Here is a 24,177-nt window from a genome sequence, read left to right on the forward strand (position 1 = left end):
CTGATAATGTATTACTCAATAAACTAAATATTTCTAGTTAAGGCTATGCAATCACTGTTATTATGTACAGCTCTATTTCTCTCTTTGTATGCGCATGTTATCTGCTGACGTAAAAACTCAAATTCGTACTATATATAAAGGTATTGCTGCGGCGCTACCCAACTTCCGCTCCAGGCGGGAACAAAACTATATCGTCGCAGAGATATCTAAAACCTTGGCCGGTGAATACGATAAACATAGGCGTATCATAGTTGTTGAAGCCGGAACCGGGATCGGAAAGTCTCTGGCTTACATATTAGGCTCGATTCCACTTGCATTAGCCAGTAAGAAGAAAGTCTGTATTGCCACGGCAACAGTTGCCCTTCAGGAACAGCTTTTACACAAAGACTTGCCGTTTTTTCTCGCACAATCTGAACTGGATTTTACTTTCGGTCTGGTAAAAGGCCGGCAGAGATATGTTTGCCTGTCTAAGCTCGAGATGCTCATCGGCGCCGACAACGGCACCCAAATGGCTATGTGGCAAACAAAGCCCGATAATAGTCAGGTAAAACAGTTACAAGCCCTGTTAAAAGACTATCATGAGGGGAAGTGGAACGGCGAAAGGGATACCTTGACCTCGCAACTACCCGACCATTTATGGCAGCAGATAGCCTGTGATAAACACAGTTGTCACCGCCAATTGGCCAGCCATCGAAATTGCCCATTTCACAAAGCCAGAGAAGATATCGACAACTGGGATGTGCTGATTGCTAACCACAGCCTGCTTTTTGCCGATCTGGAGTTAGGCGGTGGTGTCATTCTTCCCGATCCCGAAGAGCTTTACTACATTATCGACGAGGCCCACCATCTGCCTATGGTGGCTAGAGACTTCTCCAGTGCCCAATCAACATTAAGGGGCGCCATCGATTGGCTTGAAAAAATAGATAAAACCAGTAGTAAGTTACAAAATCAAATAAAAAGTAACCATATCATCGCCCCTGCTCAGGCGATGCAGGACCATATAACGGATCTGACTGGTTTATTGAATCAGATAGCCCACTATTGCGACTCTCAAACCAAGCGTTTCGATAACCCCGAAAATCGTATCCGGTTCGAACATGGCAAGTTACCCGAAGCCTTATTGATACAAGCTGAAAACTTAGCCACGGTTTCTACAACAGCGCTGAAACAGTTTAATAAGATGTTGGTATTACTCAGTGAAGCGATTAAAGACGGTGATATACCTAAACATCAGTCTGAGCAACTACTCACAGAAACCGGCTTCATGTTGCAAAGATTAGAAAACCTACAGAAATTGTGGAAGATGATGGCGAAGGAGGATAATCCCAAAGGTGCCCCTATGGCACGTTGGATTGAACTCATCACCGGCAAACAAACTGACTACCTTTTTAACGCATCTCCAATCGAAGTGGGTTTCATGCTGGAGAAATTACTCTGGGATAAAGCAGCAGGTGTTGTACTTTGCAGTGCGACATTGCGGGCATTGAACAACTTCAACCATTTCACCCGCCAGGTAGGGCTATCTATCGACGACGGCAGCCGCTATCTTGCCTTAGATTCTCCATTCGATTTCGAGCAAAATGCCACACTCTTCCTGCCTCAGATGAACACTGAGCCTACAGATGACAATTATACTGAAGAGCTTGCAGAACAGATCCTGGCATTAATTGATGGCGAGCAAGCAACTCTGGTGCTATTTGCTTCCTATTGGCAGATGGAAAAAGTCGCAGATCTTGTTGAAAGCAAAATAAAGACCGGATTGCAGCTGCAGGGTACTGCATCGAGACAACAAATATTAACCAATCATAAGAAGCGTTGTGATGAAAATGAGCCAAGTATCATTTTTGGAACCGGAAGCTTCTCTGAAGGACTCGATCTACCTGGTGAATATCTGACCAACCTGATCATCACTAAGCTCCCTTTCGCTGTACCTACCTCTCCCGTAGAGCAGGCTCATGCAGAATACATTAAAATAAAAGGTGGTAATCCCTTCCTGCAGCTGACGATTCCCGACGCATCGCGTAAACTGATACAAAGTTGTGGTAGATTACTCCGTAAAGAGCAAGACTATGGCCGCATCACGATTTTAGACAGACGTCTTGTCAGTAAACGCTATGGTAAATCGTTACTGGATGCTCTACCTCCCTTTCGCCGCGTAATTGAATAGGCATACTTTTGGATTTACTGTTTGAACCTTCAACATGGGCCATATTAGCCGGCATTGGCTTCATCGCAGGTTTTATTGATGCCGTTGCCGGTGGAGGGGGATTATTGTCTATCCCTGCACTACTTACTGTAGGGATCCCACCGCACTTAGCTCTGGGAACGAATAAATTAGCGGCATGCTTTGGCTCCTCTATGGCTGCATTTACCTATTATCGCAAGAACCTCTTCACACCAAGCCTTTGGTACCAAACATTTATTGCCACCTTTATCGGCGCCGTTACAGGCACATTTATCGTTTATCTGATTGATAAGAGCTGGTTAGAAAAGTGGTTGCCTGTAATTATCATCGTCATTGCGATTTATACTCTGTTACAACCAAATGCGATGGGCTGTCACAGTTTTACTCCCTTGAAAAAGCCGGCGACTACTCTTAAGCAGTGGGTCCAAGGTGTAATACTGGGATTTTATGATGGTTTTGCAGGTCCCGGTACCGGCGCTTTTTGGACAATAAGCAGCACTACCTATCATCGTCTCCCTCTTCTACACAGCTGTGGCTTAGCCAGAGCGATGACATTCACCAGTAACCTCACTTCACTGTTTATCTTTTTTGCTCTGGGAAAGGTCAACGTCGTAATTGGTCTCTCTATGGGACTGTGCATGATGTTAGGCTCGTTCATTGGTGCAAGATCTGCAATAAAATTTGGGGTGCAGTTCATCAGACCCGTATTTGTCACTATCGTACTATTGATCGCGGCAAAACTTGCCTGGAGTGCTTGGTTTTGAATACAAATGAACTACTCAAACGATTAAGAGTCCAACATAAGCAATTAGAGCAAGAAGTGCTTCAACACGACGCTGTACTGCCCAAAGGACAGAGACGGTTACTTCAGGACACTGAACGCTTTAACGATGAGCTTTTCATTCAAACAGGTGCAGAACTTAAGCCTTGTATTGAGCAGATAAATAAGAGTATTCAACAGTTAGAAAAGTTACTCAGAAGTGGCTTATCGGCAAGCACAATCGCTTTAAGTTGTGAGCGTATACAAGATAGGTTCACTGCGGTAAGAAGAGCCTTAAATACAACCACGCTTGGGGTTAAATCGGCTGAACAACAAAAAGCCGCACGCATCGCACAAGCTCGTAGTCGCCGTAAGAAAACCCATAATGACAGCGGCTTCAATTGGATTGCAGCAGGCGTGATGCAAAACAGCCATCAACTCTATGAAGAGCTAAATAAACACCATAATTGGGTGAAGAAATTTGAGCAGAAAATTGAAAGTTTGCAATCTGAACTCGAAAACTGTCATAGTGCTGACAAAATCAAAATGCAAAATGAAATCCTTTTAGTTCATCGACGTTTAGGTAAATGCCGACAAGCTATCAGTTATATAGAAGAGCGTATTCAGGCATTTGAACGCCCTTATAGACAAACCAATCGAAGATACTAGATCCGTTCAGTTTGGCTATATATCCGAATTATTATCGTTAAGGAGCAACAATGAAATCACTCAAGCCAATCACCGCAATCATAGCTCTGCTTGGTTCCTCATCGGCTCTGGCTGCCAACCTGCATATTCCAATGGCATTCGAATACCTTGCCATCGATGGGAAGAAAATAGAGACCAGCCTGTTTAATCATAAGTCCGAACTTGACCTGAGCAATGGCACTCATAAAATCGCAATTCGCTACCATGACATGGTAGAGGATGCTTTTAGTGACGGTGAAAGCTTTGTTAAATCATCACCATTTATCATCACCCTTGCAGTAGATGGCGATCATGAATACAGCCTAAAACCCGCCGATGGCAATTTTGTCAAAAAACCAAAATCTTTTGCAAAATCCCCCCAGGTAGTAATAACTCGAAGCGATAAAGGTCAGGTTAGCTATAAAGTCGAGCAAACCGAATTCACAGAAGATTCATTCGTAAATACGCTCTTTGGTGGCGGAAACGGACAGGATGTTGCCAGTGTCGCAACTGCAGCAACGGGTGGTGCAGTTATCGCATCCACAACCACTACAGCACCAGTCAGTAAACCTGCACCTATTGACGCAGGTATCACACCTGTTCCGGCCATAGGTGATAAAGCAAGCGATGCTGCACACGCTCAGCAAATGCTGCAGTACTGGTGGTTGCACGCAGATCAAGAGACACGTAAAGAGTTCATGAGCTGGGCTATTAAGCAGCTCTAATTAATACCGATTGGTATAACCTCTTCTAACACGCCAGCCACTACAGGCTGGCGTTTTCATCTCTCAACAAAACATTTCAATAAACAAGCCTTTCCGATCCTACCAGCAGTCTAGCCACACAGACATTGTTTTGCATCATTGCCATATGTAGGAGGCAGTTATCGCAAACTGGCACTAGAATTATCAAAAAGGCCGGGTGAAATATCTATTGCTGCAAATCGATTATGGTAGCAAACTAAAGGTCAGCAACTTTTTCGCTAATAGCAATTACGATAATTATCATGGAGCATCTCTATGCAACTAGAAATTCGAAATTATTACGAAGTACTCTTAATAGAACTATTATCCGATGAAGGCTTGTTAGATGAATTACCCGCCGATTATCTTGCTGACCTTTGCTGTGTCACACTCAATCAGCTTCCGGTAAGGTACATTCGTCACTTGGTCGATACCTACTTCTTCGAAGATTACAATGAACTGGCAGAAATGAAGTCAGAGATCCAAACGGCATTGGAAAAATCGCGTGCTTTTCTAAAGGCTAACTTAAACAAAGAAAAAGACTGATCTCAATCAATCGCTTTGAGGTGGTACACACCAATTGTACAAGTAGACTAAATTCAATAACTCAAAGTTAAGGAGAAAAGTTATTTAATTTAAGGAGATATAGGTAAATCAGGGGGAGTTTGGAGGCTCCCCTAGAGCCGCACCCCGGCACATGAGTCGCCTGCTGCGGTTGCTCCCTTCCGGGCCTGGCCGAGTTCACAGGTTATCATTGCGGGGGGACCCTAGGGTCACCATTGCTTTCTCGAGACAAACACCTCAGAGAACGGCGAGCATTATCTACTATGCTCGCCCAGCAATCAAGCCTTTGCACTAAACATATCTCGAGAACCGTATCGACTGCTGTTTCTATAAGCAAATATCGGTAAACAGTGCCCTTTCATGGATCTGTTCGACTACAAAGTTATCACCCCCTTATTCTTTTCAACCAATTTTTCCCCTATGCCCTTCACTTTGGCCAGATCGTTAATTGAATCGAACTGTCCATGGCTGGTACGATAATCGATTATCGCTTTTGCCTTAGACTCACCAATCCCATTAAGCAAGACCAGCTCTTTAACTGAAGCGGTATTGATGTTGATACTCTGATGTTGGTTTTGTGATTGCACAACACCGACTTCAGCGCTCTTAGTGTTAGTGGTGCCAGCCTCAGCAATGTTGATATTCAGAGATAGGAGTGCAGCAGCAAATAACGCAGTAATAACTGTGTGTTTCATGGTTCTATTCCTTCTTGTGAGTATTCCATTAATTTATGGCCATCAGTCCATTATTCCCTGGCCACTTTACAAATGTAGATCAATAGCGCATTTCTTGCCAACAATTGATTCCTGCCCCATTAACCCAACCAAAAACAACGCCTGGCTCACACTTTCTGATTTATTGGTAATTTTCACATTCACAGCTACAGGCTCAACAAAGCCCCGTTTTGAAACTCAATCAGATCCTTTAATGATATCGGAGCGCATGACGAGTCACGAAACAGAGTAAAAATAGACATGTATCACCTAATTATTTGGAGGTAGCCGTAATAAATGCACAATCTAATTTATTTTGCGTAACTAAGCGGCTGAGCTAGTGTGTTCCATCCAAATAATAACGATAAAGGACATTCGAATGTCTATGGAACAAACCGAAGGATGTTTAACTGAGCCAACACCCTCAGAGAGCAAAATACAGAGAAATCATTTTATTTTATTTGCCGATATAGCCCTGTTTATAATGCTTTATAATTTCCTTCCGTTCGAAGAAGGCATTAACACCGGGCTTTCGATTCTCATCTTTGCCGCGATTCTTTGGCTCACAGAAGCTATCCACATTAGTATCACTGCCATACTCATTCCTATCCTGGCCGTGGTATTAGGTGTATTTGAAACAAAAACGGCAATGAGTAATTTTGCCAATCCGATCATCTACCTCTTTTTTGGTGGTTTCGTTCTCGCTGCGGCACTGAATCAACAGGGAATAGATAAACTCATAGCCCATAGGGTGCTTACTGCTTCAAAAGGCAAGCTAAGCCTTGCCTGCATGTTTCTATTCGGCATAACGGCTCTGTTATCCATGTGGATAAGCAATACAGCAACGGCCGCGATGATGTTGCCACTCGCATTGGGCATTTTGCAGCAACTAGACTTTAAAGAGCATAAAAAAACCTATCTGTTTATGCTTCTTGGTATAGCCTATTCCGCTAATATAGGCGGTATTGGTACCTTAGTGGGTAGCCCACCAAATGCTATCGCTGCAGCCCAAGTCGGCCTAAGCTTCAGTGACTGGTTAGAGTTTGGGCTTATCACAGTAGCCTTAATGCTCCCGACCATGCTTATTGCCCTGTATCTGTTCTTAAAACCGGATCTTTCAGTCATCTGTAAGTTATCTACTTCTGAAACTAAATTAAATTTTCAAGGAAAACTAACCCTATTAGTCTTCATCACGACGGTATGTTGCTGGATATTCAGTAAACCTATTTCACAAGCTCTAGGCGGGATCTCAAAATTCGATACGGTAGTAGCCTTAAGTGCAGTTGTTACCTTAGCCGGCCTTGGGTTAGTCGAATGGAAGAAGATTGAACGCACTACCGACTGGGGCGTACTCATCCTGTTTGGTGGCGGTTTAACCTTAAGCGCAATATTAAAAGCCACGGGAACCAGTGTCTTCTTAGCCCATTGGGTTACAGATATCTTCGGTAACACCCATATGGCACTCTTCACCTTTGCCGTGATCTTCTTTGTTGTCATGCTAACCGAATTTGCCAGTAATACTGCCAGTGCCGCTCTGCTGGTACCTGTATTTGCTGCAATCGCAGAGGCGCTCGGGCTGTCACCTGTCATGTTATCGGTACTGATAGGTATCGCTGCCTCTTGCGCCTTTATGCTGCCAGTCGCAACGCCACCTAATGCCATTGTTTATGGTTCAGGGTTTATTAAACAATCTGAGATGATGAGAGCCGGAGTCATCATTAACTTTGTCAGTATGTTTGTGCTGTATATCATCGCCCATACGTTCTGGAATATTTAATACTAATCGGTATAACACCGGAATAAAACTCCCATAAAACGAACGCCGCGCTGGAAAGCGCGGCGTTTGTTTTTGGTAAACCTGGACTATTAACCCAGAGGCATTAAACCAGAGGCATTAAACCAGAGTCATTAAACCAGAGGGATTAAATCTGGATAAGGGCCTGCTCCAGGTCGACAATCAGATCCTCAACCGATTCCAGACCGACAGAGATCCTTAACAGGCTGGCGCCAATTCCCGCAGCCTCCCTCTCTTCATCTGAGTAGGGAGAATGCGTCATAGATGCAGGATGTTGAATAAGTGATTCGGCATCCCCCAAGCTCACGGCAATAGCAAAAAGATGTAAGCCATTAATAAATTTAATGCTCTGTTCCAAACTGGCATCGAGCTCGAAGGCAATGACTCCCCCGGCTCTTTTCATCTGTTGCCCTAAAAATTGGTGGCCACTATGTCCCTTAATCCCCGGGTAATAAACTTTGGTAACCTTGGTGTGATTCAATAAATATTGCGCGATCACCTCAGCATTATCACAATGCCGCTCGAGTCGTACATCTAATGTCTTAAGCCCCCTTAAGATCAACCAGGCATCATGGGGTGAGAGGACTCCACCTAAGTCTTTGAGTGTCTCGTATTTAATCTTCTCAATCTGCTCATTAGAACCACAGATAAGTCCGGCAATGACATCACCATGCCCATTGAGGTATTTAGTCGCACTGTGAATAACGAGATCGATACCGTGACTCAATGGTTGCTGAAGAAGCGGAGTCATAAAGGTATTGTCGACAATGCTGATTAACTCATGTTGCTTAGCAATAGCGGCAATACCGTCGAGGTCGAATACATCGAGATGTGGATTGACCGGGGTTTCACAGAATATAACTTTGGTGTCGGAGGTTATTGCATCATTAACGGCGGTCAGATCATTAAAATCCACCAGCGTCACTTGAATGCCAAACTTTACCAGCTGGCTGGTCATCAAGGAGAAAGTACAGCCATATACGGCTTTAGACGCGACAAGATGATCCCCATGGCTCAAATTAGCCAACAAGGCCGATGATACCGCCGCCATCCCCGACGCGGTTGCAGTCGCGGCCTCCGCTCCCTCCAAAACAGCCATCTTTCGCTCCAGTTCGGCTGTTGTCGGGTTTCCCAAACGAGTATAAATATAGCCGGCTTCGTCGCCAGCAAATCTCGATGCCCCCTGCTCGGCATTGTCAAAAACAAAGGTGGCACTCTGACATAGAGGGGAGACTAAAGCTCCGGTGCTATCTTTGATGTGTCCGGCATGTATCACTTTCGTGGCGGGCTTCCATTTATCCTGCATAAAATCTCTCCAAGGTCTGATATCCAAATCATCACAAGATACGGCGAGCCGCTATTCCTGCTTTATTCAGATATAACATCACCGACGGTTAGATTTATTATGTGTGAAATGTCAGTGACAATACCAATCTCACTAAATAGATGGTCAATTCAGAGCCTTTCAGGCCTTACAATTCAAGGCGCATTGATGAAGAAATGATTATTCCCTTTTAAGTCAATGCAACACTGAAGTGGAATGCCTGAGTGGCTCACGTAGTGCGGGGGTCAAAGCACTTTATGCCGCGTTAGATGCTTTCGATATAGAATAACTATTAGCTTCAAGCACCCGCCTTGCCTACAGCGCTTTGAACTCCCGCTGAACGATCACATATTTAGTAGGATTGGTATCACCTTGACCGCTATTGTCTGTCCGGGCAAACAATAGCTAAAAATTTAACTGGCTTAAGATGTAAAATCTTTGTTACGAGATACGCTTTTGGCTAAAACTGCCGAAGAGAAATCTTTAAGATCCAGTAGCAACTCTTTATGAATACCGGACAACTTTGGACGTGATTTGTCCTCAAATGAGATAGGCCTGCACAGCGCCATTGCCTGATACCCAAGTCTGGCTGTTAGCAAACCACCTCCGAGCCCCTGGCCTAATCTGGCGGAGAGTTTACCCGACATTTCGACAGACAATAGTTGGGTCCCCAGATCTGTGATGATCTCACTGGTCCCCGCATAAACAATGTTAGTAATGATGCCGCGAATCAATTTTATACGGCTCCAATAACCCAGCTCGATACCATAACATTCCGCAATTTTGTAGATCATGCGTTGGTTACGCCAAAGAATGATTGCCATATCTAATAAGGCTAACGGGCTCGCAGCTAAAAGAAGTGCCGATTCTTGAGAGAATCTTCTTACATATTTCTTTGCAATAAGGTCCCTTTCACTCAACACCAACTCATCGAATAAAATAAGTTTCTCGGCATCATTATGTTCATCATTAACGGAAGACAGGTATCGACTCAAATCGACATCTTTCGGCAACTGGGACAGCAACTTATTGATAAACTTATCCGCTTCGCCAACCTGCATACTTTGCGACAATCGGTCACCGGTTTGCTGCGCCTCTTCAACCGATTTAAGTCTTGCTAACTTACGCCACTCGCTCACAGTAAGTTTACCGGCCCATAAACAGATAAGTGATGTGACAGTGACGTAGAGTCCAAATAACCAAGGACTTTCAATCCAGGCACTCTGCAACCCTAACAAGGTTTCTGTCACAACCAGGCCACACACGCCCAGCAAAGAGAGCTTTGCCAGTACGGACCAGCGTCGCTGACGAGGGGCCTTTCCTGCCAGGTTTTCTTTATCGAACGCCGCCTCGACTGCGGTATCAATATTGGCTTCCAGACCATTATCTGGTTCGGTTGTAAGGGGTTCAGTGGTGAATTGAAGCGGTTGTTCATCGAAATGCTGAGCCCCCTTAAGTGTGGGAGATTCAGCTTCGATAACGGGCTCGAACACCTGCTTTTTTTTCAGACCATTTTCACTTTCATGCATAATTCTTGTACCAATATGGAAATATTACTTTCCGACTCTTTAAGTTTAGCGGTTTCCCGGTTCGATAAAGATGCTTATACCAATTGGTATCACTGCATTATCAAGCCGCTTTCCCATTTGTTGACAATCTCCCTGGAACGGCTAAGCCGTTAGTTGAGCTTATCACCGAGCAGGTATTGAAGCAGATGATCTAATCGTATGTGTTCAAAGTCGGCGCCTTGTGTTGAGGGCGTGACTTCTGGCGGCGCAAAATGAGTGAACTCGAAGCCTTGCGTATTCCAAAATGAAGCTTGTGGAAGCGTCTTCGGCACCTCTCCGGGAAATACGGTTACCGTTTTTTGCTGTGATAAGTCGACGCCATGTACAACCTCTACTTCAGCACTACCCGATTTTACCATGGCATGTTTAGTCGCTTTGATTGCGCTAATCGCCATCACTTCGACCTCACAGCCTTCAAATTTAGCCTGCTTCTGACTCTGTTTCACAAGTTGCGTCAATAGCGAAAGGACATTGCCCTGTTGATCTCGGGTAATGTGATCCACCTTGCTAGCAGCGAACAGTAATTTGTCTATTCTGGGAGAAAATAACCGCTTAAGGATATTTGATTGGCCAAATTTAAAACTCTCCATGATCCCATTAAGGGCCTCGGTCATATCATCAAACTGATCTTTACCACTATTGAGTGGAGTGAAACAATCCACCAGGAGTAACTGCCTGTCAAACTTAGCAAAGTACTCCTTATAAAAAGGCGTGATCACTTTACTCTGATATTCTTTGTATCGCGTCTTCAATACCTGATAGGCCGTATTGGATGCCCCCGCCTCCAATTTAGTCACTGTTTCAGCAGATAAACCCAGCAGAGGAAACAGGGCTAAAACGGGTGTATCCACAAGCTCTCCGGGCAATAATAACCGACCGGGTTGAGCATAATAGAAACCATGGCCGTTGACACAATCGAGCAATAGTTTCTGATAGAGGGAGGCAATCTGTTTCAGTTGAGCAGCATCGGCCTCAGCCGAAAGGTCTAGTTCAGATACAGCCTCATTAAAAGGACCATAACATTCAGACTTTTTGAAAACATTCTCACGCCGGGTCTGACTCATCGACCATTGACTATAGCTCTGCTTCAGCATGGGCAGGTCGAGTAACCATTCCCCCGGGTAATCGATAATGTCGAGATAGAGGGTCGCACTATCTGTCAGTTTTGCTAGCAGTCCCTTTTGAGGTTGATACCTAATCGCTAACCTCAGCTCACTGATGCTCCGCGTAGAAGCTGGCCATTGAGAGGGGGTGTGCTTGAGCGAAGCCATCGCCTGCTCATAATCGAAACTGGCAACGGTTAAATCGGGCTGAAGGTCACGCTTGACGCCATATAGGCGCTCCTCTCTGATCACTTGCCAAAGTGGCAGGTTATTGCTCTTTCCAATTAAACCTGCATTGAGGAGTTGATTGACTAAACCTGTAATAAAGGCTGTTTTGCCGGCCCCGGAGAGTCCTGTCACGGCTAATCGGATATGCTTATCGGAAGTTCGGTGCGCAAATGCTTGTGTCTTTTGGCTAACTTTTTTACCTAACTTAGAAAAAGAGCGGTTTATACTACCCATAGCCTGCACTTAGAAGTTATTCGGGCGGTTAGACCGCCCATTGGAAGGATTAAAGATTATTGATCTCTTGTTTAAGGTCGAAGCTATCTGATGTGACGTGGCGTTCTAATTTTTGAAGCCTAATTTCTAAACTTCGAAATTGTGTGTTCACATCTCTGAGTGCCATTTTGGCAGGCTCACCCGCTTGCCAAATTTTCTTCTTTACCTCGATATCTTTATGCGCTGTTTTATCTTTTGCAGTTCCAGGCTTAATATCTAATATCATCCATAACAAAACATAGATAACTAAAACAATACCCGAACCACCTAAAAGGAAAATTGATGCCGCTAGGACTCTGACAAGCCAAGTTTCAAAGTTAAAGTAATCGGCTATCCCTGCACATACTCCAGCAATTTTACCTGATTGAGGAATTCGGTATAAGGTACGCCCATTAGCTTCACTCATCACGGCTCCTCCATTGTGGCGACTCAGTGTCTAAAATCGATTCCAATGTATCAATACGTTGAGCCATTTTGTCGGCTCTGTTTATTAGTTCATTGAGCTGAGTATACTCTTCATCAGTAAGCCCCTGGCTCACTTGACGCTTACTGCGGTAGTGAAGAATCAGCCATATGGGAGCCACTATTATCATAAAAATAATAATTGGGGCCATTAAAATATCCGCGTTCATAGCTCACCTCTGAATTGTTATTACTTAGACTTAGTTTTAGTTTTATTGCCTTTGACTTTTGCTTTCAGCGCTTCAAGCTCAGCGGTCACTGAATCTTCAGCTTCGAGTGCTGCAAACTCATCGCTTAAACTCTTTTTATTGCCCAGGTCATAAGCTTCAACCTGTGACTCCAACCCCTCAACACGACGTTCATATTGCTCAAACTTATTCATCGCATTGTCAATCTTGCTCGAATCGAGTTGACGCTTAACATCTAAACGAGAAGAAGCTGTCTGCTTACGCATAATAATCGTCTTCTGGCGTGCTTTTGCGTCGGCTAGCTTCTCTTGAAGAAGGTTTACTTCTTCTTTAAGGCGAGCTATCTGCTCTTCGACCATGACTAGCTCTTGCTCTAAGGTGGCGACGAGTTCACTGGCCTTCTGCTTCTCAATTAAAGCAGCTTTAGCAAGATCTTCGCGGTCTTTAGATAAGGCTAATTCCGCTTTATCCTGCCAATCCTGAACTTGAGTCTGCACTTTAGAGATACGACGTAATAACTCTTTCTTCTCGGCTAATACTTTAGCCGATGTTGAGCGAACCTCAACTAACGTGTCTTCCATCTCTTGAATAATCAAGCGTACCATTTTTTCTGGGTCTTCGGCTTTATCCAGTAGTGCACTGATGTTTGAATTAATGATATCTGCGAAGCGAGAGAAAATTCCCATGATGCTGTCCTTTAATTAACGTTGGTTTCGAAGATATTAATCCACTTTCTGTGCCAACTTTTCATATTTCATATAATACAGTTACTTAACCAATATATTAACTTTTTCTTTCTTTTATTAACAGAGAGACTTATTATTAATTTCACCAACTATTAGCGTGAAAGACTAAAACTTACTGTGCCAAATCAATTTCAGCAAGATAACCTCATCGGACAATCTAATGCACTGTTAGAAGTGCTGGAGCACGTTTCTCAAGTTGCGCCTCTTTCCAAGCCGGTTCTTATCATTGGCGAACGGGGCACAGGTAAAGAGTTAATTGCTGAACGCTTACATTATCTGTCTAAGCGATGGGATCAAAGTTTTATTAAGCTTAACTGTTCATCTCTTAGTGAGAATTTACTCGAAAGCGAACTCTTTGGCCACGATGCCGGCGCCTTTACCGGTGCGAGTAAGAAACATGAAGGACGGTTCGAAAGGGCTAACGGCGGTACACTCTTTCTCGATGAGCTTGCGAATACCTCCGGGCTTATTCAGGAAAAGTTACTCAGAGTCATCGAATATGGTGAGTTTGAACGTGTTGGCGGCAGTAAAACAGTCCAAACCGATGTCAGGCTCGTCTGTGCAGCTAATGAGGATCTCCCTTCATTGGCCGATGCGGGTGAGTTTCGCGCGGATCTCCTCGATAGACTGGCCTTCGATGTGATCACCCTGCCACCTTTACGCCATCGAACAGAAGATATCATGCCCCTTGCCGAATATTTTGCGGTGGGGATGGCAAGGCAACTGAAACTGGAACTGTTTGAAGGTTTTAGCCCGCGAGCGACGCAGCAGCTGATGGATTACTCGTGGCCGGGGAATATTCGTGAAATAAAGAACGTGGTTGAACGCAGCGTTTATCGTAATGCGGAAATGCAAGCGCCGATAGCCAATATTATTTTAGACCCTTTCGCATCCCCTTACCGGCCGACACAAAGGGTAAAGACCCTGGAGCGTCAACAAACTATGCCTGCGGCAGAACCTGCACCTGTACAGAGCGCGAATCCAGATAGTCAAAAGAGTGCTTCACAAGTCATTAATTTCCCGATTGATTTCAAAGATCATTGTGAAGGCCTTGAAGTTGACCTACTAAAACAAGCATTAGAAGCGGGTCAATTTAATCAAAAGAAAACCGCCGAACTCTTAGGCTTGAGTTACCATCAACTGCGCGGGATCCTAAAAAAATACAACCTACTCGATAAAACTTAACACTCATTAATAAGATATGCTCATTGCTCATCGGTTATTTGCACTGCTAAAATGGCTGACAAAGTTCTGAACAAATGATTTTTTTGATGAGAGTGCTGATAAAGCGTCTGTCTGCTTACTCCACAGTTGCATGCATTTTCTGCATGCTTACCGGCTGTGGACCGCAGTATGTCCCACCGGGATTGGTTTATTGCTCAGAGGGTAATCCTGAGTCTTTCAACCCTCAACTTGTAACTTCGGGTACAACTGTCGATGCGACCTCACAACAGATTTACAATGGTCTGGTCGACTACAACGCGACCTCCGGGCAAATAATTCCCTCTCTGGCGACACAATGGCAGATAAGTGAAGATGAACTAACCTACACCTTTCAATTGAGAAAAGGGGTTAAGTTTCATGACTCGGCTCGATTCACTCCATCAAGAGAATTCAATGCTGAAGATGTGCTGTTCTCATTCAACAGAATCATCGATAGCAGCCACCCGTATCATGCAGTCTCCAAGACAGGTTATCCATTCTTTCAGAGTATTGGTTTCGATAAACAGATAAACAAGATTGAAAAAATATCAGATTATGAAGTCGCCTTTCACCTTAATAATAAAGATGCTTCCTTTCTTTCTAACTTAGCATCCGGCTTTGCCATTATTTTATCTGAAGAATATGGCCAACTCCTCATTACACAATCCAGTGAAGAGACGATAGACAGGCTCCCCATAGGCACAGGGCCTTTTAAATTTATTCAATATGTAAAAAATGAATATATTCGCTATCACAGGAATGACAAGTATTGGCGTTCACTTCCACAAGCAGAGCTGCTTGTCTTCGATATCACCCCCAAGAGCACATCCCGCCTGGCCAAACTGATCACCGGAGACTGCACGGTTTCCGCGCTCCCCAAGGCAGGAGAGCTGCCGGTTGTACTTGAACATGAAGAGCTGGAAATAGACTCACAGCCCGGGTTTAATGTGGCATTTTGGGCCTTTAATACTCAGAAGCCGCCATTCAATGATGTCAGAGTGAGGAGAGCATTGGCTCACGCCGTAGACAGAGACAATATTCTCAGAGCCGTCTATCAAAAAACCGCCGTTGCAGCGACAGGCATGTTGCCTCCTATGTCTTGGGCATATTCAGAACACAAAAGAATTATCGAATTCAATCCTCAGAAAGCTAAACAGCTATTAGAGCAAGCTGGTGTTGATAACTTAACTGTCGATATTTGGGCCATGCCCGTTGCCCGGATCTACAACCCTAATGCCCATAAGACAGCCGAGCTGATCCAGGCCGATCTGGCGAATATCGGAGTAAAAGTCAATATCATCAGTTATGACTGGAGCGTGTTCAATCAGAAATTAAGTCAGCGAAGTTATGACTCGGTTTTAATTGGGTGGAATGCAGATAACAGCGATCCGGATAACTTTTTCACTCCGATTCTCAGCTGCTCATCTGTCGCCTCTAACAGTAACCGTTCGCGTTGGTGCAGCCCTGAGTTTGATCATATTCTTGCCAAGGCAAGAGCTACCACCTCTCGAAGTGAACGAAAAACTCTCTATCAACAAGCGGAAGCGATGTTTGCAGAACAGCTACCTATGTTACCGTTTGCTCATGCCACCCGACTCGCATTTAAACATAAAAATGTTAATCAAAGCCGGCTGACTCCTTTCGGGGGGATATCATTCAGTGGTAATGATGACGGTGATAACAGCGATGATAATATTGAGGTTAAGCACTAATGGCACAATACCTTCTTCGCAGGCTGAACCTCTTTCTTGCAACCTCTTTTGTGCTGTTTATCGTATTGTTCATTGTAACCAGCCACTTTCCGGTTGAGAAAAGTTTTGCGCTTACCGGCTTACACTCACCCAATGCACAGCAGTTAGAACAGATAGAGGCGGATTACAGTCTCAATGATGGACAGTTCAGTCAGTTTATCTCCTATCTGCAACAAAGATTAAGTGGAAATCTAGGCATCTCTGCCACCTCTCAACGACCCGTTATCGATGAACTGGCATCAGTACTTCCGGCTTCATTTGAACTGGCAGCCGTTGCAGCCATGTTGGCGTTGACAATGGGGATCCCGCTTGGGGTGCTTGCCTCCTTGAGCAGACATAAAATTACCCAACACACGATTATGGCAATAACCTTAACCGGATATTCCATTCCAGTTTTTTGGTTAGGTTTGACTCTCTCTCTCTGGTTTGGCGTTCAGCTCGGTTGGCTGCCGATTTCAGGCCAGTTAAATCTGCTCTATGAGATAGAGCCGATAACCGGGTTTGTATTGATAGATACTCTGTTATCAGATTCGCCATACAGTACCTCGGCATTTATCGATGCCCTGCTGCATATAATCCTACCGGCGATCACGCTGGCAGTTTTGCCCTTCACCGTTGTGGTCAGAATTACCCAAGCGGCGATAATCTCCATTATGGATCAAACCTATATTAAGGCTGCCGAGGCCCGCGGGCTCCATACGTCGCGGGTAGTATTACGTCATGCACTGCCCAACGCGCTAATTCCGGTCTTAAAAAATCTGGGGTTAATGTTAGGTTCATTCGCCAGTTACGCCATGGTCGTGGAGGTTATTTTTGCCTGGCCCGGTGTAGGTGCCTGGCTGGTATCGGGAATATACCAACGCGATTACACCGTAATTCAGGGTGGCGTCTTGGCTGTCGCATTGATCATCATCTTTATCAGTATCATGATTGAAGTACTTCATACGGCTATCAACCCCCTCAGTAGGAAAGAACTTTATGCCTCAAATTAAGATCTATCAGGAAGATGAAATTCCATCTCCCATGAGAAAGATCTGGCACTCTTTTTCTGATAATCCATTTGCATTTGCTGGTTTATGGGCTGTTATTGGCATCTTGTTACTCTCAATATTCGGCCCGCTCATTGCCCCCTATGCGCCCGAGCAACAAGACCCCCATGCATTATTGCTGGCTCCCTCTTGGGATCCGGCGGGTACCGTGGAACATTTTCTGGGGACCGATGATTTAGGCAGGGATATCTTTAGCCGCTTGCTACATGGGGCGCATCTGACGTTCGGAATGGCATTGGGCATAGTCGTTACTGCCCTGACTGTAGGTTTCATCATCGGCGCCGTATCGGGAATGATGAAAGGACTTAAATCAAGCATTTTAAGCCACCTGCTCGATGCACTCCTGTCGATTCCGTCACTTCTGATGGCCATTCTCGTTGTGGCCGTCATGGGCCCGGGGTTGGATAATGTTTTTTGGGCCGTCGGACTGGCACTCACCCCTCAGTTTGTTCGCTCAATTCATCAGGCGATTCATGAAGAGTTACAGAAAGAGTATGTGACCGCCGCGAAACTCGATGGTGCAAATCCATTTCAGATATTTTGGTATGTTATTATGCCAAATGTTTGGGACACAGTGATTATCCAAACCACCCTGGGCATATCGGCAGCCATTTTGGATATTGCCGCCTTAGGCTTCTTGAATTTAGGTGCACAGGCCCCAAGCCCGGAATGGGGTGCTATGGTTTCACAAGGTATGGATAATTTATTAACTGCACCTTGGACGGTTACCATTCCCGGCATTGCAATTTTATGCAGTGTACTTGCAATTAACTTAGTCGGCGACGGCTTGAGATCGGCGCTATCGCCTATCAATAACTAAGCGTGTAATAACTCGTTATGCCATTACTTGATATACGAAACCTCACTATCGAACTTGACACGCCCCATGGACGAGTCAAGGCACTCGAAAGAGTCAGCCTGACGATCAATCCAGCCGAGGTACACGGTTTAGTCGGTGAATCCGGCTCGGGGCGTAGCCTGCTTGCGAGAGCGATTTTAGGGATACCGGGCCATAACTGGTGCATAAAAGCCGATCGTATGATGTGGGATGGTCACAACCTGTTAGAGATGAGTCCAAAACAGCGGCGAAACTTAATGGGTAGTGAAATAGCCATGATATTTCAAGATCCTTCCAGTAGCTTAGACCCGGTTATTGTCGTTGGGGATCAGCTCATTGAAGCCATGCCCGAAAACAAGAAACTTCACTTTTGGCAACGAGCGAAAGACAAGAAACGTACGGCAGAAAAATGGCTCCATAAGGTTGGTATCAAGGACACGCAGAAAGTCATGTCCAGCTATGCATGGGAACTCTCTGAAGGCGAATGTCAAAAAGTGATGATAGCGATTGCGGTTGCTAACCAGCCGCGTCTGCTCATTGCCGATGAACCAACCAACTCCATGGAAGCTCAGACTCAAGCTCAGATATTCAGACTGTTGGCCAAATTAAATCAGTTACAGAATGTCTCGATATTGCTTATCAGTCATGAACTGGAAACCTTATCAATTTGGTGTGACCAACTTTCTGTCATGTATTGTGGTCAGATAATGGAATCCGGTCCTACGTCTGAAATTATCAATCAGCCATTTCATCCCTATACTAAAGCCTTACTGGACAATATTCCTGACTACTCGGGCCTGGTAAAGCACAAATCGATGATGAAAACCTTGCCAGGTTCGGCACCTGCGCTGCAACATCTTCCCATTGGCTGTCGCTTAGGCCCACGCTGCCCCCAAGCGCAGAAGAGATGCGTTAATCAGCCCAATCTTTGCCATAAGAAGAATCGCTATTTTGCGTGCCATTTCCCATACCATGAAGAGCCATGTAATGACGACGCCACTACTACAAGTTAATAATCTCAGTAAGCGCTTTTTTACCGGCTATAAGAGATTCAGACGTAACTATAACCAAGCACTTGAACCTGTTTCATTTGAGCTGAACACAGGTGAGACCTTGGCCATTGTCGGCGAGGCAGGGTCTGGCAAGAGCACACTCGCACGAATTCTTGTTGGCGCTGAGACTCGCAGTGGCGGAGAGATCTATTTCGAAGGTGATGCGTTAGAGACCAGAAATCTGAAGCAGCGTTGTAAGTTAATCAGAATGATTTTTCAGGATCCCAATACGTCATTAAACCCGAGACTCACTATCGGCGATCTTTTAGATGAGCCACTAAAGTTCAACACGAACCTCAATGAAAAGCAGAGAAAAGAGCAAGTTGTCGACAGACTAAGAAAGGTCGGCCTACTGCCGGAACATGCTGAGTTTTATCCGCATATGATCTCGGAAGGAATGAAGCAGCGCGTAGCCGTTGCCCGAGCCTTAATGCTGAACCCAAAAATAATCATTGCCGATGAAGCATTAACGGCACTGGATCTGTCGGTACGTTCGCAAATCCTTAACTTGCTGCTTAAACTGCAAAAAGAGATGGGACTCTCCTATATCTTTGTCTCACACAACCTCAATATCATTCGCCACTTTAGCGATAAAATTATGGTGTTACACAAGGGACAAATGGTGGAAAAGGCCACAACGGAAAATTTATTCAACTCTCCTCAACATGAGTATACCCAAAGGTTAATTCAAGAGCAGGCATTATTAATTCCCAAACGCTAAAATGGGTTAAACAGAGACGTGAACTGCTCCAACCACTGGATAATTTAGCAAATTTGACGAAAAATAAGTGCCATTTCACGTTCGATTAATTATCCTATCGTCACTTTTTTAAGAGAAGCAGAAAAATGATAATCAAACCTAAAACACGTGGCTTTATCTGTACCACCACTCACCCTGTTGGTTGTGAAGCTAATGTACTCGAACAGATCAATACCACTAAAGCTAAAGGTGTTCTCACTAATGGCCCGAAAAAAGTATTAGTCATCGGTTCTTCTAGTGGATATGGTCTATCTTCACGTATCGCTGCCGCATTCGGTAGTGGCGCTGCAACTCTGGGTGTGTTTTTTGAAAAGCCGGGAACAGAGAGAAAACCTGGTACAGCCGGTTGGTACAACTCGGCCGCATTCGATAAGTTTGCTAAAGCCGAAGGCCTATACTCTAAGAGTATTAACGGCGATGCATTCAGCCACGAGGCGAAGCAAAAAGCGATCGATATAATCAAAGCCGATTTAGGCCAGATTGATATGGTGGTTTATTCTCTTGCCTCTCCGGTACGAAAGTTGCCCGATTCCGGTGAACTTATCCGCTCATCACTTAAACCTATCGGTGAAACTTATACAGCTACTGCTGTTGATACCAACAAAGACTTAATCATTGAAACAAGCGTTGAGCCTGCCACTGAGCAAGAGATCCAGGATACAGTAACCGTCATGGGCGGTGAAGATTGGGAACTATGGTTAGCGGCCCTTTCAGAGGCTGGCGTACTCGCCGATGGTTGCAAGACCGTCGCTTACAGCTATATAGGTACTGAGCTGACTTGGCCTATCTACTGGAATGGTGCCTTGGGCAAAGCCAAGATGGACTTAGACCGTGCAGCTAAAGCCCTGGATCAAAAACTATCCACAACGGGTGGCAGCGCCAATGTTGCCGTACTTAAGAGTGTTGTAACTCAAGCCAGCTCAGCGATTCCGGTAATGCCTTTATATATCGCCATGGTCTTTAAAAAGATGCGTGAAGAAGGTTTGCACGAAGGCTGTATGGAGCAGATCAACCGCATGTTTGCAGAACGCTTATACCGTGAAGACGGTCAAGCACCACAAGTCGATGACACTAACCGTCTTCGTCTCGATGATTGGGAGCTGCGTGAAGAGATCCAGCAACATTGTCGTGACCTGTGGCCATCTGTAACAACCGAGAACCTGAGCGAGCTGACCGATTATCGCGAATATAAAGAAGAGTTCTTGAAGCTGTTTGGTTTCGGAATCGAAAATGTGAATTACGAAGCGGATGTTAACCCTGAGGTTAATTTCGACGTAGAACAATTTTAATCCTGATTTATTATTATTTAATCAGTGGTTATTAAAGAATACTTATACCAATCAGTATAAGAAAGTGAGCTGCTCAGAGTTATTTTTGGCAAACTAATTCAAGGCGAATAGATGATGCAATGGTGATCCCTTGTGAAGCTATTCAACGAAGAAGTAGGCAGCCAAAAATACTCCTAAAAGGCGAGTTTTAGCGCTTCTGATGCTGCGTTAACGAGCTTAAACGTAGAACAACTATGCTCTTCACTCGCCGCCTTGCCTCAGAAGCGTTAAATTCTCGCTGAGCGTTCACATCTTTATACTGATTGGTATTACTAAATGTGCGTCACTTCTAAAAGTGACGCATTTTTTTTATTTAAAGCTCCAACGTGACGATACATTCAAATAGACTTGAGCAATATTTATAACAGAGGTAACTAAAATGAAAATCAGTGCACGTAATTCTCTAAACGGTAAGATTAAATCTATCGAAGAAGGCTCAGTAAATAATGAAGTTGTTATCGAACTGGCTCCTGGTGTGGAGATCACCTCAGTGGTAACTAAGGCATCATGTGAACACTTAGGCCTTAAAGTCGGCGGCAGTGCATATGCGGTAATTAAGGCGAGTAATGTTATGGTTGCCGTAGATTAATAGCTACAAGCCCATGTAAGACCCTGTAATGCAATATATCAATGATATGTTGCATTGATACCCCACTCTCTTTTTCAGCCTTAATCTCCCTCCTGTTTGCTCTCCCTCTCCAGAAACATTCGCGATTAAAGTACCCCTACGTTAAGAATTATTAGCTCCAGGCCTCGAACCTTCAACCTCGAACCTCGAACCTCGAACCTTTCATCATTGAAAGAATCGCAGACATAAAAAAAGCCAGCTTATGCTGGCCTTTTATTCATTAAATTAACGAATGTTCGTTACTGTGCAGTAGAGTAAAGCACTTCACCATTCGCTTTCAATGTAGCGATAAGGGCTCTGTAATCACCTTCGCTGTACTGCGAGCTAAGTCTTTGCTTCAAAGAGCTCAGCATATTGTCATCAATAGCTTCTGCTGCATTAACTTTATCGAGCACAACTACGGCATAACCGGAAGCAAGCGCAACGGTATCAACGACTGCACTGGCAGCAGGCTGAGCCATCTGGAAAGCCTTACCGACGATAGCACCATCGATCTCCTGGTCGAAACGACCCAGTTTAGTCTTAGTGACAAAGTCTGTAGATGCAGAATCAGAGCTGAATGATGTCATCAACTCTTGAGCCTTAGCTCGAGCGACCTCATTAGCTTGCTCCTGCTGAAGACGTCCAACAATGGCGGACTTAACCTTAGCAAACTCAACAGTACCGGCTGCGGTATGAGACTTGATGCGAATAACCATCGCATGGTTAGCTTCAATCTCAATAACATCACTGTTCATACGATCGAGCAACACGTTAGTCGAGAACGCTGCCTTCAATACATCAGGAGTATCGAATGGCGCAGGTGCGTTGTTTCTGGCAAATACAGGCGTAGATTTAACTTCAACACCTAACTCTTTCGCCGCTTCGCTTAACGTATCGGGGACTTCATAGGTCACATCGGCAAGCGTCTGCTGTAAACCAAAGTACTGATCGATTGCTTGCTTCTCTTTTAGCTGGGCAAGGATCTTACTCTTCACATCTTCAAATGCAGATTCAGCAGCAGGCTGAACATCAAGCAGCTTGATGATGTGATAGCCAAAGCTGGTTTTAACTACAGCTGAATAGTCACCTTTAGACAGAGAATAAAGCACTTCGTCAAAAGCTGGCTCCATGACACCAGGCTCAAACCAGTCTAACTGACCGCCTTGCTCACCACTGAAAGTATCTTCAGATTCAGCTTTAGCCAATTGCGAGAAATCTTCACCCGCTTGCAATTTAGCGTAGATTGCATCAGCCTTTGCCTTAGCAGCAGAGTCATCGTCACCAAGACTAACAAGAATATGTGCAGCTAAACGCTTCTCAGCTTTTAGATACTGCTGTTTATTCTCATCATAATAAGTCTTAGCTTCTTCATCAGAAACTGTCACTTGGGCAGCCATATCCTTCGCATTGAGTTCAATATATTCCAGGCTCAATGTTTCAGGACTCATAAACTGAGCTAAATTTGCGTCGTAATATGATTTTGCCTGTTCATCAGTCACATCAGCTTCGGCGATGAAAGGCGTCGCATCCACTACATGGTAACGAATATCACGTGTCTGGCCTTGGATATCGGCAAGGTAAGTTGCTTCACCAGGAAGAACAAATTCAGAGCCTACTAACGAAGCAACAAGCTGACGACGAGTCATATCTGTGCGCATCATGTTTCTGAATGAGTTTGCTTGGTAACCCAGCTGACGCAAGATTGCCTGATATCTATCATTATCGAACTGACCATCAGTTTGGAACGCAGGCTCTGTCATGATGGCATTTTTGATCTGTGCATCAGATACTCGCAGACCTAACTCGGTTGCGGTCTGATCCAATAATTTCTCTGCAACAAGGCGCTCTAAAACGCTTTGCTTTACACTCGCCAGGTACTGCTCATCAGCCGATAACGCTGCAAACATCTCGCCTAGCTGTTGCTCTAAGCGACCACGCTCATTTTGATAGGCTTGTTCTAAGGCTGATTCACTGATCTCTTCACCATTAACGGTGGCAGCGGCTGCCTCAGTAGATGATCCTAGGTAACTACTCACGCCAGTAAATGCAAAGGAAAGTATTACTAGAACCAGAATGCTTTTTGCAATCACGCCCTGTGAGCCTTCGCGAATCTTTTCTAACATCTGATATCTCGCTAGTTGCGATTAATAAATAAAAAGGCGCATCACTTTGGGAGATGCGCCTTTTCGTAAACTTTAGGTGGTTAGCATTTATGTGTTGCTAAGTGCCTAGCTTGTCTCATTATTC

At 44.7% G+C, this 24,177-nt stretch carries 22 protein-coding genes and 1 other RNA gene; 14 read left to right on the forward strand and 9 right to left on the reverse strand.

Going from position 1 to position 24,177, the window contains the following annotated elements:
• The first annotated feature begins 94 nt into the window (after positions 1 to 94).
• The 5 genes from dinG (at position 95) to EKG39_RS01175 (ending at position 4,921) form a co-directional block, all read left to right on the forward strand.
• Positions 95 to 2,167, forward strand: coding sequence for an ATP-dependent DNA helicase DinG (dinG, locus tag EKG39_RS01155; protein ID WP_126503440.1), 2,073 nt, complete (start codon positions 95 to 97; stop codon positions 2,165 to 2,167).
• A gap of 8 nt (positions 2,168 to 2,175) precedes the next feature.
• Positions 2,176 to 2,949, forward strand: a complete 774-nt coding sequence (locus tag EKG39_RS01160; RefSeq protein ID WP_126503442.1) for a sulfite exporter TauE/SafE family protein — start codon at positions 2,176 to 2,178, stop codon at positions 2,947 to 2,949.
• The gene (locus EKG39_RS01165; protein WP_126503444.1) at positions 2,946 to 3,614 is read left to right on the forward strand and encodes a primosomal replication protein; all 669 of its coding nucleotides are present in this window, start codon (positions 2,946 to 2,948) and stop codon (positions 3,612 to 3,614) included. The genes EKG39_RS01160 and EKG39_RS01165 overlap by 4 nt, the downstream gene beginning before the upstream one ends.
• 50 nt (positions 3,615 to 3,664) lie before the next feature.
• Positions 3,665 to 4,357 (forward strand): DUF2057 domain-containing protein, encoded by a 693-nt coding sequence (locus EKG39_RS01170; RefSeq protein WP_126503446.1) that lies wholly within the window; start codon positions 3,665 to 3,667, stop codon positions 4,355 to 4,357.
• A 294-nt stretch (positions 4,358 to 4,651) separates the two neighbouring features.
• Positions 4,652 to 4,921 (forward strand): late competence development ComFB family protein, encoded by a 270-nt coding sequence (locus EKG39_RS01175; protein WP_126503448.1) that lies wholly within the window; start codon positions 4,652 to 4,654, stop codon positions 4,919 to 4,921.
• A 128-nt stretch (positions 4,922 to 5,049) separates the two neighbouring features.
• On the opposite strand, the gene ffs is transcribed toward EKG39_RS01175, so the two are convergent.
• Positions 5,050 to 5,146: signal recognition particle sRNA small type (gene ffs, locus EKG39_RS01180), an RNA gene on the reverse strand.
• A 167-nt stretch (positions 5,147 to 5,313) separates the two neighbouring features.
• Positions 5,314 to 5,634: a ComEA family DNA-binding protein gene (locus EKG39_RS01185; protein WP_126503450.1), complete on the reverse strand. Its 321-nt coding sequence runs from the start codon at positions 5,632 to 5,634 to the stop codon at positions 5,314 to 5,316.
• A gap of 397 nt (positions 5,635 to 6,031) precedes the next feature.
• Here EKG39_RS01185 and EKG39_RS01190 point away from each other — a divergent pair, with 397 nt between their 5' ends.
• Positions 6,032 to 7,429, forward strand: coding sequence for an SLC13 family permease (locus tag EKG39_RS01190; protein ID WP_185817497.1), 1,398 nt, complete (start codon positions 6,032 to 6,034; stop codon positions 7,427 to 7,429).
• A 145-nt stretch (positions 7,430 to 7,574) separates the two neighbouring features.
• Here the strand turns inward: EKG39_RS01190 and EKG39_RS01195 are convergent, their stop codons facing one another.
• The 6 genes from EKG39_RS01195 to pspA all read right to left on the reverse strand — a co-directional run bounded on the left by EKG39_RS01195 (position 7,575) and on the right by pspA (position 13,279).
• Positions 7,575 to 8,753, reverse strand: coding sequence for a trans-sulfuration enzyme family protein (locus tag EKG39_RS01195; protein ID WP_126503452.1), 1,179 nt, complete (start codon positions 8,751 to 8,753; stop codon positions 7,575 to 7,577).
• Between the two features lie 440 nt (positions 8,754 to 9,193).
• The gene (locus tag EKG39_RS01200; RefSeq protein WP_185817498.1) at positions 9,194 to 10,300 is read right to left on the reverse strand and encodes a TIGR01620 family protein; all 1,107 of its coding nucleotides are present in this window, start codon (positions 10,298 to 10,300) and stop codon (positions 9,194 to 9,196) included.
• 149 nt (positions 10,301 to 10,449) lie between these two features.
• The gene (locus tag EKG39_RS01205; protein ID WP_126503456.1) at positions 10,450 to 11,904 is read right to left on the reverse strand and encodes a YcjX family GTP-binding protein; all 1,455 of its coding nucleotides are present in this window, start codon (positions 11,902 to 11,904) and stop codon (positions 10,450 to 10,452) included.
• Between the two features lie 49 nt (positions 11,905 to 11,953).
• A complete protein-coding gene (gene pspC / locus EKG39_RS01210) occupies positions 11,954 to 12,349 on the reverse strand; it encodes an envelope stress response membrane protein PspC (protein WP_126503458.1) in 396 nt (131 codons plus the stop codon).
• Positions 12,342 to 12,575, reverse strand: coding sequence for an envelope stress response membrane protein PspB (gene pspB / locus EKG39_RS01215; RefSeq protein WP_126503460.1), 234 nt, complete (start codon positions 12,573 to 12,575; stop codon positions 12,342 to 12,344). Before pspB ends, pspC begins: the two co-directional genes overlap by 8 nt.
• Before the next feature lie 20 nt (positions 12,576 to 12,595).
• Complete coding sequence (gene pspA, locus EKG39_RS01220) at positions 12,596 to 13,279, reverse strand: phage shock protein PspA (RefSeq protein WP_126503462.1); 684 nt, start codon at positions 13,277 to 13,279, stop codon at positions 12,596 to 12,598.
• Between the two features lie 177 nt (positions 13,280 to 13,456).
• Between pspA and pspF the strand changes: the two genes are divergently transcribed.
• The 8 genes from pspF (at position 13,457) to EKG39_RS01265 (ending at position 21,909) form a co-directional block, all read left to right on the forward strand.
• A complete protein-coding gene (gene pspF / locus EKG39_RS01225; RefSeq protein ID WP_126503464.1) occupies positions 13,457 to 14,524 on the forward strand; it encodes a phage shock protein operon transcriptional activator in 1,068 nt (355 codons plus the stop codon).
• Between the two features lie 86 nt (positions 14,525 to 14,610).
• Positions 14,611 to 16,254 carry an ABC transporter substrate-binding protein gene (locus EKG39_RS01230; protein WP_126503466.1) on the forward strand — a complete coding sequence of 548 codons (1,644 nt, stop codon included), beginning with the start codon at positions 14,611 to 14,613 and terminating at the stop codon, positions 16,252 to 16,254.
• Positions 16,254 to 17,285: an ABC transporter permease subunit gene (locus EKG39_RS01235; protein ID WP_126503468.1), complete on the forward strand. Its 1,032-nt coding sequence runs from the start codon at positions 16,254 to 16,256 to the stop codon at positions 17,283 to 17,285. The genes EKG39_RS01230 and EKG39_RS01235 overlap by 1 nt, the downstream gene beginning before the upstream one ends.
• Complete coding sequence (locus EKG39_RS01240; RefSeq protein ID WP_126503470.1) at positions 17,272 to 18,162, forward strand: ABC transporter permease subunit; 891 nt, start codon at positions 17,272 to 17,274, stop codon at positions 18,160 to 18,162. The genes EKG39_RS01235 and EKG39_RS01240 overlap by 14 nt, the downstream gene beginning before the upstream one ends.
• A gap of 17 nt (positions 18,163 to 18,179) precedes the next feature.
• Complete coding sequence (locus tag EKG39_RS01245; protein ID WP_126503472.1) at positions 18,180 to 19,193, forward strand: peptide ABC transporter ATP-binding protein; 1,014 nt, start codon at positions 18,180 to 18,182, stop codon at positions 19,191 to 19,193.
• Positions 19,168 to 19,953: a peptide ABC transporter ATP-binding protein gene (locus EKG39_RS01250; RefSeq protein WP_126503474.1), complete on the forward strand. Its 786-nt coding sequence runs from the start codon at positions 19,168 to 19,170 to the stop codon at positions 19,951 to 19,953. The genes EKG39_RS01245 and EKG39_RS01250 overlap by 26 nt, the downstream gene beginning before the upstream one ends.
• Before the next feature lie 125 nt (positions 19,954 to 20,078).
• A complete protein-coding gene (gene fabV / locus EKG39_RS01255) occupies positions 20,079 to 21,281 on the forward strand; it encodes an enoyl-ACP reductase FabV (RefSeq protein WP_126503476.1) in 1,203 nt (400 codons plus the stop codon).
• Positions 21,282 to 21,699: 418 nt separating this feature from the next.
• Positions 21,700 to 21,909, forward strand: a complete 210-nt coding sequence (locus EKG39_RS01265; RefSeq protein WP_126503478.1) for a TOBE domain-containing protein — start codon at positions 21,700 to 21,702, stop codon at positions 21,907 to 21,909.
• Positions 21,910 to 22,187: 278 nt separating this feature from the next.
• Here the strand turns inward: EKG39_RS01265 and EKG39_RS01270 are convergent, their stop codons facing one another.
• A complete protein-coding gene (locus tag EKG39_RS01270; RefSeq protein WP_126503480.1) occupies positions 22,188 to 24,053 on the reverse strand; it encodes a SurA N-terminal domain-containing protein in 1,866 nt (621 codons plus the stop codon).
• Between the last annotated feature and the right edge of the window lie 124 nt (positions 24,054 to 24,177).

The organism is Shewanella atlantica, assembly GCF_003966265.1.
GTDB lineage: Bacteria > Pseudomonadota > Gammaproteobacteria > Enterobacterales > Shewanellaceae > Shewanella > Shewanella atlantica.

Coding starts and splice junctions, on each gene's coding strand:
- dinG (WP_126503440.1), top strand. CDS start 95: ATGTTATCTGCTGACGTAAAAACTCAAATTCGTACTATATATAAAGGT.
- EKG39_RS01170 (WP_126503446.1), top strand. CDS start 3,665: ATGAAATCACTCAAGCCAATCACCGCAATCATAGCTCTGCTTGGTTCC.
- EKG39_RS01175 (WP_126503448.1), top strand. CDS start 4,652: ATGCAACTAGAAATTCGAAATTATTACGAAGTACTCTTAATAGAACTA.
- EKG39_RS01185 (WP_126503450.1), bottom strand. CDS start 5,634: ATGAAACACACAGTTATTACTGCGTTATTTGCTGCTGCACTCCTATCT.
- EKG39_RS01190 (WP_185817497.1), top strand. CDS start 6,032: ATGTCTATGGAACAAACCGAAGGATGTTTAACTGAGCCAACACCCTCA.
- EKG39_RS01195 (WP_126503452.1), bottom strand. CDS start 8,753: ATGCAGGATAAATGGAAGCCCGCCACGAAAGTGATACATGCCGGACAC.
- EKG39_RS01200 (WP_185817498.1), bottom strand. CDS start 10,300: ATGCATGAAAGTGAAAATGGTCTGAAAAAAAAGCAGGTGTTCGAGCCC.
- EKG39_RS01205 (WP_126503456.1), bottom strand. CDS start 11,904: ATGGGTAGTATAAACCGCTCTTTTTCTAAGTTAGGTAAAAAAGTTAGC.
- pspC (WP_126503458.1), bottom strand. CDS start 12,349: ATGAGTGAAGCTAATGGGCGTACCTTATACCGAATTCCTCAATCAGGT.
- pspB (WP_126503460.1), bottom strand. CDS start 12,575: ATGAACGCGGATATTTTAATGGCCCCAATTATTATTTTTATGATAATA.
- pspA (WP_126503462.1), bottom strand. CDS start 13,279: ATGGGAATTTTCTCTCGCTTCGCAGATATCATTAATTCAAACATCAGT.
- EKG39_RS01230 (WP_126503466.1), top strand. CDS start 14,611: ATGAGAGTGCTGATAAAGCGTCTGTCTGCTTACTCCACAGTTGCATGC.
- EKG39_RS01235 (WP_126503468.1), top strand. CDS start 16,254: ATGGCACAATACCTTCTTCGCAGGCTGAACCTCTTTCTTGCAACCTCT.
- EKG39_RS01240 (WP_126503470.1), top strand. CDS start 17,272: ATGCCTCAAATTAAGATCTATCAGGAAGATGAAATTCCATCTCCCATG.
- EKG39_RS01245 (WP_126503472.1), top strand. CDS start 18,180: ATGCCATTACTTGATATACGAAACCTCACTATCGAACTTGACACGCCC.
- EKG39_RS01250 (WP_126503474.1), top strand. CDS start 19,168: ATGACGACGCCACTACTACAAGTTAATAATCTCAGTAAGCGCTTTTTT.
- fabV (WP_126503476.1), top strand. CDS start 20,079: ATGATAATCAAACCTAAAACACGTGGCTTTATCTGTACCACCACTCAC.
- EKG39_RS01265 (WP_126503478.1), top strand. CDS start 21,700: ATGAAAATCAGTGCACGTAATTCTCTAAACGGTAAGATTAAATCTATC.
- EKG39_RS01270 (WP_126503480.1), bottom strand. CDS start 24,053: ATGTTAGAAAAGATTCGCGAAGGCTCACAGGGCGTGATTGCAAAAAGC.